This is a genomic window from Halobacillus seohaensis, assembly GCF_042663045.1.
GTDB lineage: Bacteria > Bacillota > Bacilli > Bacillales > Halobacillaceae > Halobacillus_A > Halobacillus_A seohaensis.
The window spans coordinates 132,917-146,840 of record NZ_JBHSZV010000013.1 but is presented as its reverse complement, the minus strand read 5'-3'; the positions used below and the strand labels follow the sequence as shown (position 1 = coordinate 146,840).

12 protein-coding genes are annotated in these 13,924 nt (G+C 39.6%); 10 read left to right on the top strand and 2 right to left on the bottom strand.

Annotated features, from left to right (window positions below):
- Nucleotides 1-271: 271 nt before the first annotated feature.
- The gene (locus tag ACFQIC_RS05210; RefSeq protein ID WP_204707859.1) at nt 272-1,540 is read right to left on the bottom strand and encodes an NCS2 family permease; all 1,269 of its coding nucleotides are present in this window, start codon (nt 1,538-1,540) and stop codon (nt 272-274) included.
- Between the two features lie 210 nt (nt 1,541-1,750).
- On the opposite strand from ACFQIC_RS05210, the gene sdaAB reads away from it, so the two are divergent.
- The 9 genes from sdaAB to rnc all read left to right on the top strand — a co-directional run bounded on the left by sdaAB (nt 1,751) and on the right by rnc (nt 9,819).
- Nucleotides 1,751-2,413, top strand: a complete 663-nt coding sequence (gene sdaAB / locus ACFQIC_RS05205; RefSeq protein WP_204707858.1) for an L-serine ammonia-lyase, iron-sulfur-dependent subunit beta — start codon at nt 1,751-1,753, stop codon at nt 2,411-2,413.
- A 22-nt stretch (nt 2,414-2,435) separates the two neighbouring features.
- The gene (gene sdaAA / locus ACFQIC_RS05200) at nt 2,436-3,314 is read left to right on the top strand and encodes an L-serine ammonia-lyase, iron-sulfur-dependent, subunit alpha (protein WP_204707857.1); all 879 of its coding nucleotides are present in this window, start codon (nt 2,436-2,438) and stop codon (nt 3,312-3,314) included.
- Between the two features lies 1 nt (nt 3,315).
- Complete coding sequence (gene recG / locus ACFQIC_RS05195) at nt 3,316-5,361, top strand: ATP-dependent DNA helicase RecG (protein WP_204707856.1); 2,046 nt, start codon at nt 3,316-3,318, stop codon at nt 5,359-5,361.
- Between the two features lie 137 nt (nt 5,362-5,498).
- Nucleotides 5,499-6,080 carry a transcription factor FapR gene (gene fapR / locus ACFQIC_RS05190; RefSeq protein ID WP_204707855.1) on the top strand — a complete coding sequence of 194 codons (582 nt, stop codon included), beginning with the start codon at nt 5,499-5,501 and terminating at the stop codon, nt 6,078-6,080.
- Entirely contained in the window at nt 6,077-7,081 is a 1,005-nt protein-coding gene (gene plsX / locus ACFQIC_RS05185) for a phosphate acyltransferase PlsX (protein ID WP_204707854.1), read from the top strand. Before fapR ends, plsX begins: the two co-directional genes overlap by 4 nt.
- Entirely contained in the window at nt 7,078-8,019 is a 942-nt protein-coding gene (fabD, locus tag ACFQIC_RS05180; RefSeq protein WP_204707853.1) for an ACP S-malonyltransferase, read from the top strand. Before plsX ends, fabD begins: the two co-directional genes overlap by 4 nt.
- Nucleotides 8,019-8,759: a 3-oxoacyl-[acyl-carrier-protein] reductase gene (gene fabG / locus ACFQIC_RS05175; RefSeq protein ID WP_204707852.1), complete on the top strand. Its 741-nt coding sequence runs from the start codon at nt 8,019-8,021 to the stop codon at nt 8,757-8,759. The genes fabD and fabG overlap by 1 nt, the downstream gene beginning before the upstream one ends.
- Before the next feature lie 60 nt (nt 8,760-8,819).
- Entirely contained in the window at nt 8,820-9,053 is a 234-nt protein-coding gene (gene acpP / locus ACFQIC_RS05170; protein ID WP_204707851.1) for an acyl carrier protein, read from the top strand.
- Nucleotides 9,054-9,129: 76 nt separating this feature from the next.
- Nucleotides 9,130-9,819, top strand: coding sequence for a ribonuclease III (gene rnc / locus ACFQIC_RS05165; protein WP_204707850.1), 690 nt, complete (start codon nt 9,130-9,132; stop codon nt 9,817-9,819).
- A gap of 127 nt (nt 9,820-9,946) precedes the next feature.
- On the opposite strand, the gene ACFQIC_RS05160 is transcribed toward rnc, so the two are convergent.
- Nucleotides 9,947-10,168 (bottom strand): DUF1128 domain-containing protein, encoded by a 222-nt coding sequence (locus ACFQIC_RS05160; RefSeq protein WP_204707849.1) that lies wholly within the window; start codon nt 10,166-10,168, stop codon nt 9,947-9,949.
- A gap of 182 nt (nt 10,169-10,350) precedes the next feature.
- Here ACFQIC_RS05160 and smc point away from each other — a divergent pair, with 182 nt between their 5' ends.
- Nucleotides 10,351-13,917, top strand: a complete 3,567-nt coding sequence (gene smc, locus ACFQIC_RS05155; protein WP_204707848.1) for a chromosome segregation protein SMC — start codon at nt 10,351-10,353, stop codon at nt 13,915-13,917.
- The last annotated feature ends 7 nt before the right edge of the window (nt 13,918-13,924 follow it).

The following is a 13,924-nucleotide window of genomic DNA, read 5'->3' as shown; positions in this document are numbered from 1 at the left end:
AAGTCTGATAGAATGTTTTCCGCATTTCTAGTGTCCAGTTTCAGTGGCCAGCCACTCGCGACATAAGCAATCCGCCTACGTGAAGAAAGATCGCTTCACTTCGGAGTTTTGCTTATGCGTTTCGTGCCTTTCGGGCCACTTCCGCATTTCTAGTGTCCAGTTTCAGTGGCCAGTCACTCGCGACATAAGCAATCCGCCTACGTGAAGAAAGATCGTTTCACTTCGGAGTTTTGCTTATGCGTTTCGTGCCTTTCGGGCCACTTCCACTTTTCTAGTGTCCGAGGGTGCGGATGATAAGTTCAACGAGAAAGACCATGGCAATTAGTACGACTGGAGCCGTTAGTTCTCTTTGTTTTCCTAATGCAAACTTTACAATTGGATAGGCGATGAAACCAAAGGCCATCCCATCAGCAATTGAATAAGTAAATGGAATCATTACAATAATGAGAAAGGCAGGCATAGATTCAGATAAATTATTCAAAGGTATTTCTTTAATGTTTTGAACCATTAAAGCACCTACGATAATCAGAATCGGACTTATTGCTGTTGAAGGAACCATAGAAATCCATGGGATCAGAAAAATGGTTCCAATAAATAGTCCGGCCATTAAAAGACTGGCTCTACCAGTTTTTCCACCCGAAGCAATGACAGCTGCGCTCTCTGCTGAAGATACGGTTGGAGATGTGCCGAAAAATCCGCTTGCCAAAGCTGTAAAAGCTGTGGCTTGATAGGATTTTTTGTATTTCTTCTCCTGATTTAACATGTCAAGTTGACCATGAATCAATCCCATATTTTCGAAAATGAGAACGATAGCTAATGGAAAAACGGCCATCCAGAAACTAACTTCTGAAAGACTACTAAATGAAGGAAGAAAAACCCACTCTTGACCACTTAGTGATATCGCGCGTCCAGGGCCTTCTAGAAGGCCAGTAAAATGGGCAATAATGGTACCGACAATCATCGTCACTAAAAAGTTTCCTGGTACATTTTTTGCAAAAAGAAAAACTGCTACAAATAATGTGAGTAAACTTGTGATCACAAGGGCAGATGAAGGGTTTCCTAGTGTGATCAAGGAGTGTTCTCCTTTTACAACGAGTCCACCTTTTTCTAGGCCTATCAATGTTAGGAACATACCAAGACCAACAGTGATCGAATGTTTCAATGACTCCGGGATGGCATGCTTAAGCCAGTCTCCGAGGCGAGTGAAAGCCGTAATCAAAAAAATTAGTGCTGCAATGATTACAACAGCTAAACCTTCCTGAAATTCCATTCCTTTTCCTTCAACAATGGAGTATGCAAATAACGCATTAACGCCCATCCCTGGTATGAGTACCATAGGTGCATTGGCGTAAAGAGCCATGACCAAACAGCCAACAGCACTTGCAAGGATCGTTGCAATCATTCCGTTTTCGAGTGGAAGTCCTGCATCCTCAAGGATTTGACTATTCACGGCCACTATATATACTGTCGTGAAATACCCGATTAGGCCAGCAACTAGGTCCTTGCGCAAGCTGTACTGAGAATTGTGCTGATTGAGCATCGTATTCTCCTCTATGAAATTATCCCTCTCCCACCCGGTTATTAAATAACCCACAAATGCTTATTTTACTCGCTATAACTTTTATAATCAATAACTCTAGGAAATATTAAGGTTATTTATTGGAATTATGATAAAATATATAACGTAAATAGAAGATGAGGAAAGCGTTTACGATGTAGCAATTAGAGTTTATAAGGATGGTGATACATTGTGAAATATAGATCAGTATTCGATATTATTGGACCTGTGATGATTGGTCCTTCAAGTTCACATACGGCTGGAGCTGCTCGGATCGGACGTGCGGCCAGACATTTATTTGGTAGGCAACCTGAGTATGCTCATATTCATTTGTATGGATCTTTTGCACAAACTTATAAAGGCCATGGTACGGACGTGGCTATTATAGGGGGATTGTTAGACTATGATACAGATGATACGAGAATGCGATCATCGATTGAAACTGCGAAAGAATTAGGGATGATCATCCAATTCTATGAAGAACAAGCTCAAATGGATCACCCCAATACAGCCCGAATTGTTATAGGTGATAAGAAAGCTGAACTGGAGCTTGTTGGTATTTCCATTGGTGGGGGAAAAGCTGAAGTTACGAAGCTTAATGGATTTGAACTAAGATTGTCTGGGAGCCATCCAGCAATTCTACTTATTCATGATGACCGATACGGTGCTATTGCCTCGGCTACAACTATACTAGCAAGCCATGAAATTAATATAGGACGCATGGAAGTATCAAGAAAAGCAGAGGGGGAACAAGCCCTTATGGTTATTGAAGTGGATCAGAATATAGAAGATACTGTTTTAAATGAACTAGAGCGGGCGGACCACATTACACAAGTTGCTCGCATTTCGGACTAGTCTTTAAGAAAGGGGTTATCGAGTGTTTAAAAATGTTGCGGAATTGGTAAGTCGTGCAGAAACAGAAAGTATTCAAATTTCAGAAGTTATGATCCGTCAAGAAATGGAAGTTAAACAATTATCAAGGGAACAAGTTTATTCCCAAATGGAACGCAATCTTGATGTGATGGAAAAAGCTATAGAAGATGGGCTGAAAGGTGTACAATCTCACAGTGGTTTAACAGGTGGAGATGCTGTTTTAATTCAAAATTATATGCGAAATCATGAGCCGCTTTCAGGAAACCTATTAATGGACGCTGTGAGCAAGGCGGTTGCTACGAACGAAGTAAATGCGGCTATGGGAACGATATGCGCAACGCCTACTGCGGGAAGCGCCGGTTGTGTACCTGGAACTCTTTTTGCTGTAAAAAATCAACTAAACCCTAGTCGTGAAGAGATGGTACGCTATTTATTTACTTCAGGTGCTTTTGGTTTTGTAGTAGCTAATAATGCCTCCATTTCTGGAGCTGCTGGTGGCTGTCAGGCAGAAGTAGGTTCGGCAGCTGGTATGGCCGCTGCGGCAATTGTAGAAATGGCAGGAGGAACCCCTCAACAATCTTCCGAGGCAATGGCTATTACGTTAAAGAATATGCTTGGGTTAATTTGTGATCCTGTAGCTGGTCTTGTTGAAGTTCCTTGTGTGAAACGAAATGCGATGGGAGCATCAAATGCTGTTGTTGCTGCAGATATGGCTTTGGCTGGTGTAACTAGTCGAATCCCTTGTGATGAAGTTATTGATGCGATGTACAAGGTGGGGCAGCGTATGCCGTCAGACTTTAGAGAAACGGCTCAAGGAGGACTTGCTGCCACTGTAACGGGTAAGCAACTTGAAGCACAAGTTTATGGGGATGCTTTGGATTAATATGAGTAATATATTAGATTCATCCATAAGTGAAGTAAAAGGTATCGGAGAAAAGTTGCAAGCCCATTTAAATGAGCTTGGGCTGTTTAACATCCAAGATTTATTGTTTTATTTTCCGTTTCGGTATGACTCTTATGAGATCAAACCACTAACCGAGCTTGAACACGATGAAAAAGCAACAGTTGAAGGCCAGCTAATAGCCGATCCTACCGTTCAATTTTACGGAAAGAAGAAATCACGTTTGACGATGAATTTACAAGTAGATCAATTCGTCGTTAAGGCAGTCATGTTTAATCGATCTTTTGCGAAAAAGCAATTGTCTGCTGGTGATACAGTAACGGTTACTGGGAAATGGGATCAAAATCGTCTTCAAGTTACGGTGAGTCAATATAAAAAAGGTTTAGCAAAAAATCAGGAACCGATTCAACCTGTTTATACGTTAAAGGAGAGCGTTACATTGATTACTTTAAGAAAAGTGATCAAAGAAGCGTTAAACGAGTATGCATCAGACGTGGACGAAATATTGCCGGAAAACGTCATACTTAATTATAAATTACCTGAACGCAAGCGAGCTTTATGGCAAATGCATTACCCTGAGAGTCGTGTATTATTAAAACACGCCAAACGTCGTTTTATTTATGAAGAGTTTTTAATTTTTCAGGTAAAGATGCAGCTATTGAGAAAGTTGCAAAGAGAATCAACTACTGGCAATGCTCAAAACTATGATAATAATGAATTAACACAATTTGTACAAACTCTCCCATTTCCACTAACAGGAGCGCAAAAACGTTCACTTGCAGAAATCTTAAAAGATATGAAAAACCCCTATCGCATGAATCGTTTATTGCAGGGGGATGTGGGTTCAGGAAAAACAATAGTCGCTGCTATTGCTTTATATGCATCGATCACGACAGGTAAACAGACCGCATTAATGGTTCCTACAGAGATATTAGCTGAACAACACGCAGCCTCATTAAAAGAAGTATTTGGGGAACGCATTCGGATCGTATTATTAACCGGGTCGGTAAAAGGAAAAAGAAGAAAAGAAATCCTCGAACAGATTAAGGGTCACAAGGTAGATCTTATCATAGGGACGCATGCTCTCATTCAAGATGAAGTAGATTTTAATGATTTAGGTTTTGTGATCGTTGATGAACAACATCGATTCGGAGTCAATCAGCGGCGTACCTTACGAGATAAGGGGTTACATCCCGATATGCTATTTATGACGGCCACTCCGATTCCGCGTACTCTAGCGATAACAGCTTTTGGAGATATGGATGTGTCGGTTATTGATGAAATGCCTGCTGGACGAAAACCTGTCGATACCTACTGGGTGAAAGGACAAATAACTGAACGGGTCTTGGCTTTTATCCAAAAAGAAGTGAACCAAGGCCATCAGGCTTACGTCATCTGTCCGCTTATTGAGGAATCCGATGAATTAGATATTCAAAATGCAGTTGATTTGTATAATCAACTTGCTGAAGTGTATGAACCTAATGTGAAAGTAGGTCTTATGCATGGAAGGTTATCCAATGATGAGAAAGAAGAAGTAATGCAACAGTTCGCTTCAAATGAAGTACAAATATTAGTTTCCACGACAGTGGTAGAGGTCGGGGTCAACGTGCCGAATGCAACGGTCATGGTAATTCATGACGCAGATCGTTTTGGGCTTTCCCAGCTCCATCAGTTAAGGGGCCGTGTGGGTAGAGGGGCTGATCAAAGTTATTGCATTTTGTTGGCGGAACCTAAAGGAGATGTAGGAAAAGAACGAATGCGGATTATGACAGAGACAACCGATGGATTTGAACTCTCTGAACAAGACTTAAAACTTAGAGGACCCGGAGACTTCTTTGGTCGAAAGCAGAGCGGTATGCCGGAGTTTAAGGTTGGTGATATGGTTCACGACTACCGAGCTTTAGAAACAGCTAGGCAAGATGCTGCTGAGATCATTTCAAATGATTCACTTTATAATGATGAGAGATATGCTAAAATTAAACAGATCATTGAGCAGGATGAACATATTCTAGGTAAAGTATTAGATTGAAGGAGCAAGTCTGTTCTGTTAACAGACTTGTTTTTTTCGTTATGACTCTTTCCTTGCGTAAACGTATAAGGTATTATATATTACTATTAGTACCTAGTCATAAATTGAAATTTGACGATTGAACGGTGGGAAGCATCATGAAGCGATCAAAGCAAATGAGACAAAGTGAACTGAAAGAAACAATAGAAGAAACTCCTTTTATTACAGATGAAGAATTGTCAAAACGTTTTGATGTAAGTATTCAAACCATTCGTTTGGACCGGATGGAACTCTCGATACCTGAACTGCGGCAGAGAATAAAGTCTGTTGCTACTCATGAATGGAATGGTACCGTTAAAGCTTTACCTATAGAAGAAGTCATAGGTGAGGTCGTTGACTTGGAATTGGATCAGCGTGCCATCTCAATATTGGACATCCAACAAGAACATGTGTTTTCTAGGAACAATATTGCGAGGGGGCACCACTTATTTGCCCAAGCCAACTCACTAGCTGTTGCAGTTATAAATGAAGATCTTGTTCTTACGGCAGGATCTTCCATTCGATTCACTCGCCCTGTCAAGTTTGGTGAACGTGTGGTTGCGAAGGCGGTTGTTAGAGGTGAAGATACTAAAGGACGTACTATTGTACATGTCCATAGTTACGTTGAGAATGAAGAAGTATTTGCTGGGTCCTTTGAAATGTACCGTGAAAATGACCCAAAGGAGATGGATGAGGAATGAGATTAGCAATTGATGCAATGGGAGGGGATCATGCTCCTGAAGCAATTGTAAAAGGTGCTGTACAAGCTGTATCATCTATGAACAATCTTGAAATCACTTTAATAGGTGATGAAGAAAAGATCACACCTTATATAAGTAAATCAGACCAAATCACAATTATACATACGACTGAGGTAATAACTGCCGATGATGAACCTGTCCGAGCTGTTCGCAAAAAGAAGCAAGCATCAATGGTTTTAATGGCTAAAGAGGTAAAAGAAGGTCGAGCAGATGGTTGTATTTCTGCAGGTAACACAGGAGCCTTAATGAGTGCCGGTTTATTTGGAATAGGACGTTTAGATGGAGTAGAACGACCAGCACTCAGTCCAACTCTGCCAACAGAAGATGGCAGAGGCTTTTTAATGCTTGATGTTGGGGCAAATGTAGATGCTAAGTCTACTCACCTATTGCAGTATGCCATTATAGGTTCCATTTATAGTGAGAAGGTCAGAGGGGTTCAATCACCTCGCGTGGGATTATTAAATGTTGGAACTGAAGATGGGAAAGGCAGTGAACTGACGAAAAAATCCTTTGAATTAATGTCAGATGCTCCAATAAACTTTATTGGAAATGTTGAATCTCGAGATTTACTAAACGGAATAGCGGATGTAGTAGTCACTGATGGATTCACAGGAAATGTGACACTTAAAACAATAGAAGGCACAGCATCTACAATGTTTTCTATGATAAAATCTACTTTTATGTCGAACTTTAAAACGAAGTTTGCTGCTACTTTAGTGAAAAGCGACTTAAAGGGTTTAAAGAAACAACTCGATTACTCTGAATACGGTGGAGCAGGTTTGTTTGGTTTAGCTGCACCTGTTATTAAAGCTCATGGATCATCGAATGATCGGGCAATATATAATGCCATAAAACAAGCGTGCCATATGATTGAAAAAGATGTCACAGGTACAATAGAAGAAACACTAAAAGAAATGCAGGACGAAGGAGGAGAATTATGAAGAAAGTTGCCTATATTTTTCCTGGACAAGGGTCCCAAGCTGTCGGGATGGGAAGAGAAATGTATGAAAACTATCCAGAAGTAAAAAAGTTATTCGACCAAGCCGATCAAGCTCTTGGTTATTCACTAACTTCTCTTATGTTTGAAGGTCCTGAAGAAGAACTAACAAAAACAGAAAATGCCCAACCTGCATTATTATTAAACAGTGTGGCAATCGCACATATCCTAAAAGCGGAAGGTGCTAATCCTGTGACAACGGCAGGCCACAGTTTAGGTGAGTATAGCTCTCTTGTAACGGCTGAATCAATCCGTCCGATTGAGGCTGTTCAACTCGTTCATATGCGAGGCAAATTAATGGAAGAGGCATTCCCAACTGGTAAAGGTGCAATGGCAGCTGTTTTAGGGCTAGCTAAAGAGGATATTGAAGCAGTATTACTGCAATTGGATGAAAATGAACCTGTTGATTTAGCAAATATTAACTGTCCTGGACAGATTGTTATCTCTGGAACGGCAAAAGGAATAGAGAATGCTTCTGAACAATTAAAAGATGCAGGAGCGAAAAGAGTCCTTCCGTTAAATGTAAGTGGACCGTTCCATTCCCGACTGATGGAGCCAGCAAGTGGAGAATTTGCTGTTCACCTTAAAAACTCTACAATAATTGATGCTGAAATACCTGTTTACGCAAATGTTACGGCTCAACCTGTAACAGAGTCTGCCGAAATAGAAAAAATGCTTATTGAGCAACTCTATTCCCCTGTGCGATTTCAAGAAATATTAGAAGAATTTGTTCAGATGGATCTTGATGCAATTGTTGAGGTTGGTCATGGTAAAGTGTTGAGCGGACTTGTGAAAAAAGTGAACAGACGGACAAAAACTTTTTCAGTACAGGACTCTGAAACACTCAATAGCTTCATACAATGGTATAGGGAGGATTCGTAATGTTAAAAGGACAAGTTGCACTCATTACCGGAGCGTCACGAGGAATTGGACGTGCTATCGCATTAGAATTGGCGGATCAAGGTGCTGCTGTTGCAGTCAATTATTCAGGAAGTGAAGATAAGGCAGAAGCTGTCGTTCAGGAAATTAAAGAGAACGGCGGAGAGGCTATTAAAATACAAGCTAATGTATCTAATTCCGAAGACGTGAAGCGAATGGTCAAAGAAGTCGTAGATCAATTTGGTAAGTTAGATATTCTCGTTAATAATGCAGGGATTACTCGTGATAATTTGCTAATGAGAATGAAAGAAGAAGAATTTGATGACGTGATCGACACAAACCTAAAAGGGGTATTTGTCTGTACTAAAGGTGTAACTAGACAAATGATGAAACAAAAGCACGGACGTATTATCAACATTTCGTCAATAGTAGGTGTTTCTGGAAATGCTGGACAAGCTAATTATGTAGCTGCTAAAGCTGGAGTAATTGGCTTAACTAAGTCAAATGCAAAAGAACTTGCGTCTAGAAACATTACCGTAAATGCTGTAGCTCCTGGCTATATTACCACTGATATGACCGATCAATTAACGGATGATCAGCGTGAGCAAATGCTTTCAATGATTCCGTTGGGTCGTTTAGGTAAAGGTGATGATATCGCTCGTGTCGTACGGTTTTTAGCTTCTGATGACGCAGAATATATCACCGGGCAAACCATTCATGTTGATGGCGGAATGGTAATGTGAAATTAGTCTGGTGTTTATTATTGAAATTTACTATAATTACTGAAGGGAGGTGAAGTTCCTATGGCAGATACATTTGAACGTGTAAAAAAAATCATTGTCGACCGTCTAGATGCTGACGAAGCAAAAGTAACAATGGAAGCTTCCTTCAAAGACGACCTAGAAGCAGATTCTCTTGACGTTGTTGAATTAGTGATGGAGCTTGAGGACGAGTTTGATATGGAAATCTCAGATGAAGAAGCTGAGAAAATTAATACAGTAGGCAGTGCTGTTAATTACATAAACAGCGTGTCGTAAATTTGGATTAGCTGTCTGTTTAGTACAGGCAGCCTTTCCTGTATTTAAGATTAAAAAGTAAAGGACAAGATGAATTATGGAGGATTTTTCCAGTTTCCAAGAAAAAGTCAATATAAAGTTTAAAGACATTTCACTACTGGAACAAGCATTTACCCATTCATCCTATGTGAATGAGCATCGCAAGACGGATCGCAAAGATAATGAACGATTAGAATTTTTAGGGGACGCTGTTCTTGAGTTAGGGGTTTCCCAATACTTATACCGTGAGTTTCCTGAGATGGCTGAGGGAGAGTTAACTAAGTTTCGCGCATCCATCGTTTGTGAGGTTTCTCTCGTAAAATTTGCTAATGACCTTAATTTCCAAGATTTAATTCTACTTGGGAAAGGAGAAGAATTGACTGGAGGGCGCAATCGTCCAGCTCTTTTAGCGGATGTATTTGAGGCTTTCATCGGTGCTATCTATCTTGATCAAGGTTTTGAGCAAGTCGTTGAATTTCTTGAAAACTATGTGTATCCTAAAATCAAAAGTGGTGCTTTTTCGCATGCGATGGATTTTAAAAGTCAATTGCAAGAGTATATTCAGCGCGATAGAAATAGCAAAATTGAATATGAGATCGTAGAAGAAAGAGGGCCAGCTCATAGCAGAGAGTTTATTGCTCACGTGAGTGTCCAGGAAGAAACGGTGGGGATTGGAGTAGGAAGAACTAAAAAAGAAGCAGAGCAAAAAGCTGCTCAACAAGCTCTCATTAATCAGGGAGCCATTTAAAAGATTGGGGTGCTTCTGCTCTAGAGCAGTTGCTCTGCAAGTTCTCTTACTTACATTTCCTCGTTCGTTAGGGATAAAAAGGACCGTATAGATGATCAATCATCTACACGGTCCTTTTTGTGTGAAATTATTTTCGATAATTTCCTAATTCTTGAACAAAAGCTTGAATCTCAGATACACTTAACTGACCTTTAGCCTGAATAATATCATGGAGAGATTTAATCTCATCATACTTGTCTAAATCATAATCATCTGGATCCATAATCGACCGATTGACTACTTGCAGGCGAGATGCCATGTCACCAATGATCGTACTTAAATTATCTTTTGTAGGTTCTTGAAGACTCACAATTTTCCTCCTCAAATATACATTCACGTATTATCTATATAATAAATTATTTTTACAATTTTTAAAACCCTTAATAATGAATGACGAGTAGTTAATTACTCAATCCTACCGAAATGAAAGAGTTTATGATAGAATAGATAGGTTAAATTAGTTAGATTTGTTAAATATACAGGAGGATGAGTATGTTCCTCAAACGATTAGATACCGTTGGATTTAAATCATTTGCTGAGCGAATTTCAGTAGATTTCGTTTCTGGTGTGACTTCAGTAGTAGGACCTAATGGCAGTGGAAAGAGTAATATTACTGATGCGATTAGATGGGTGCTAGGAGAGCAATCCGCCCGATCTCTACGTGGAACAAAAATGGAAGATATAATTTTCGCAGGAAGTGATACGAGACATGCATTAAATATGGCAGAGGTCACTCTTACTTTAAATAATGATCAGAATACACTCCCTCTTGATTATCAGGAAGTCAGTGTCACGAGAAGAGTTTATCGCTCAGGAGAGAGTGAATTTTATATTAATAACCAATCGTGTCGACTTAAAGATATCGTCGATCTTTTTATGGATTCAGGACTTGGTCGAGAAGCTTTCTCTATTATTAGCCAAGGGAAAGTGGAAGAGATCCTTAGTTCAAAAGCAGAAGAACGTCGTTCAATCTTTGAAGAAGCGGCAGGTGTACTTAAATATAAACAGCGAAAAAAGAAAGCCGAGAATAAGTTATTTGAAACACAGGAAAATTTAAGTCGTGTGCAAGATATTATTCATGAAATTAACGGACAGCTGGAGCCGCTAAAAGAGCAAGCTTCAGTTGCGAAAGATTACCTTGATAAAAGGGATGAGCTTAAACAAATAGAAATTTCTTTACTAGTTACTCAAATTGAAACAATCCATCAAGAATGGCAACAGTTGCTAAAGGAACTCGAAGGAATCAAAAGCAGAGAAACAGAGCTGCAAACGAAGATACAGAAGAGGGAAACTTCCATTGAGCAAAAGCGGGATCATATTACCGCATTAGATGAGTCACTTGAAGATCTACAAGAAACGTTGCTCTCTCTTACACAAGAACTTGAGAATTTAGAAGGAAAAAAAGAGCTGATGAAAGAACGGCATAAGCATTTTTCCGAAAATAAATCTAAACTTGAAGAGGAATATGAAGAGCTTTCTACACAAGTCACATCTTTAAAAGATACCGCTAAGAACGAAACCGAGAAGTTAAATAACTTAAAACAACAGAGACAAGAAGCTAACTCAAAGGTAAAACACACAAATGAAGCCCTTCGCCAGGGAGCAGAAGATACGGAAGCTCAAATTGAAGATTATAAAAGTGAATATATTGACTTACTTAATGAACAAGCAGCTAAGCGTAATGAAAAACAATCGCTTGAACAACAACTCGTACAAATCAACAATAAAAAAGGTGTTCAGCAAGGAAAGTTTACAGAATTAGATGAGGAAAGGGAAAAGTTCCAGACATCTTTAGCCAAACTTAACGAGAAAATCGAACAAGAGACCGAACAACGCCAACAGCTTGAAAAGGATGTTGAAAAGCTACAAAAAGATGGAACTGAAAATGAACAAGCTTACGAAGAATGGCAGCAAAAACTTTATCAGGGCTATCAATATTTAGAAAAACTGCGCTCCAAAAAAGAAATGTTGGAAGATTTACGCGAGGATTTTTCTGGTTATTATCATGGTGTTAGAGAAATTTTGAAGGCTCGTGAAAAAAATATAATTCAAGGTGTCGAAGGAGCTGTGCTTGAAGTTATAGATATTCCAGCACGTCTTCTCACAGCTATAGAAACGACGTTGGGTGCTCAGGCCCAACACGTCATTGTTCGTGATGAACAAGCCGGTCGTCACGCTATACATTGGCTTAAAAAAAACAATAAAGGACGGGCGACCCTTTTACCGCTAACCACCATTCAACCAAGGTCGATACAAGGACAAGCTGCTGCCACCCTTTCTCAGCAGGAAGGTTATGTTGGAATAGCCGCTGATCTCATTCAATATGACCAGCAGTTTAACTCAGCGATTAGGCATTTGCTAGGACATATTGTCATAGCCGAATCATTAGAAAGCGCTAATGCGATTGCGAAAGCCCTGAATCGAAAATTCCGGATTGTCACTCTCGAAGGAGATGTCGTTAATCCGGGAGGTTCAATGTCGGGAGGCGCTCAGAAAAAATCCAATCAATCCTTATTTACAAGAGAAAAAGAACTTCAGGAGCTTACTGAAAAGATTACGACCTTTGATGCAAAAGCGAAAGATGTAGAGAAGAAAGTCCAAGTTTTAAAACAGAAAATAACGGATCAAACGACAAAGATTCAAAAACAAGAAGCACAACTTGCCGAGATTAAGAATAGTGAATTTGAAAATCAGTCCTATAAAAGAGAGTTAAAAATAAAGCTGGACCATTTGAATGATCAATTAATGATGTTTGATCAGGATCAATCACAGTATTTAAACGATAAGAAACAAACCGATCAACGTTTACTAACTTTAGATAAGCAATTGAATGACTTAAACAGTAAGTTAGAAGAGGTACAGGCTAGAATTGACCAACTAACCCAGACGAAAGATCAGCAAAAAGAGGATGCAGAGAAACTTCGTGAAAGACATCAGCAGTTGCAAATGGAGCTTGTTGAGCTTGACTCAGCAGTTAGTAATCAGCAGGAGAGAGCCAATCGAACCAATGAAGAACTTAAGAAACTTCAGGAGCTTCTTAAACAAAATCAACAATCCTATACTCAGCTTATAGAAGTGGTTGATTCTAACCAAACTGAAGAAGAGGTAACAGAGAATATTGAAACAACGAAACGAAGAAAGAACACAACATATGAACACATTCAGGAACGACGCCAAGAGAGGAACGATATGTCACAATCTGTACAAGATGAGGAAAGAGAGCTAAAAGAAGTTAAACGCTCTCACCAAAATTTTGTTCAAGATATTCAACAGAAAGAAGTGAAAACCAATCGGCTTGATGTAGAACTTGAAAATATGCTTAGTTACTTACAGAACGAGTACGTCACAACTTTTGAAAAATCTCAGACAGAATATCCACGGGTGGAGAATATTGAAGAAGCTTCTACCCAAGTAAAACTTATAAAGCGAGCAATAGAGGAGTTAGGCACAGTGAATCTTGGTGCCATTGATGAATACGACCGAATTATAGAACGTTATGACTTCTTAACGGGACAGCAATCTGATTTACTAGAAGCGAAGAATACGCTCCATTCAATTATTGCTGAGATGGATCATGAGATGAAACGACGGTTTGAAGATACCTTCACTAAAATTAAAGGTGAGTTTGGACAAGTATTTAAAGAGCTATTCGGAGGTGGACAAGCGGACCTTAAGCTAACAAATCCAGAGGATTTGTTAGAAACCGGCGTTGATATCGTTGCACAACCACCTGGTAAAAAATTACAGAATTTAAGTTTGCTTTCTGGTGGAGAACGAGCACTAACAGCCATTGCCCTTTTATTTTCCATCTTAAGAGTGCGTCCTGTCCCATTCTGCGTGCTAGATGAAGTAGAAGCTGCTTTGGATGAAGCAAATGTCGATCGTTTTGCGCGTTTTTTAAAAGAGTTTAGTCAACAAACGCAGTTTATTGTTATTACTCACCGAAAAGGTACAATGGAGGAGTCTGATGTACTTTACGGGGTAACGATGCAAGAGTCCGGTGTCTCCAAATTAGTATCAGTCCGCTTAGAAGAAACACCTAATTTAATGGGCGTATAGAGAGGAA

What these genes read in the sequence shown, in the direction of transcription:
- ACFQIC_RS05210 (WP_204707859.1), bottom strand. Translation starts at nt 1,540, where the DNA reads ATGCTCAATCAGCACAATTCTCAGTACAGCTTGCGCAAGGACCTAGTT.
- recG (WP_204707856.1), top strand. Translation starts at nt 3,316, where the DNA reads ATGAGTAATATATTAGATTCATCCATAAGTGAAGTAAAAGGTATCGGA.
- fapR (WP_204707855.1), top strand. Translation starts at nt 5,499, where the DNA reads ATGAAGCGATCAAAGCAAATGAGACAAAGTGAACTGAAAGAAACAATA.
- plsX (WP_204707854.1), top strand. Translation starts at nt 6,077, where the DNA reads ATGAGATTAGCAATTGATGCAATGGGAGGGGATCATGCTCCTGAAGCA.
- fabD (WP_204707853.1), top strand. Translation starts at nt 7,078, where the DNA reads ATGAAGAAAGTTGCCTATATTTTTCCTGGACAAGGGTCCCAAGCTGTC.
- fabG (WP_204707852.1), top strand. Translation starts at nt 8,019, where the DNA reads ATGTTAAAAGGACAAGTTGCACTCATTACCGGAGCGTCACGAGGAATT.
- acpP (WP_204707851.1), top strand. Translation starts at nt 8,820, where the DNA reads ATGGCAGATACATTTGAACGTGTAAAAAAAATCATTGTCGACCGTCTA.
- rnc (WP_204707850.1), top strand. Translation starts at nt 9,130, where the DNA reads ATGGAGGATTTTTCCAGTTTCCAAGAAAAAGTCAATATAAAGTTTAAA.
- smc (WP_204707848.1), top strand. Translation starts at nt 10,351, where the DNA reads ATGTTCCTCAAACGATTAGATACCGTTGGATTTAAATCATTTGCTGAG.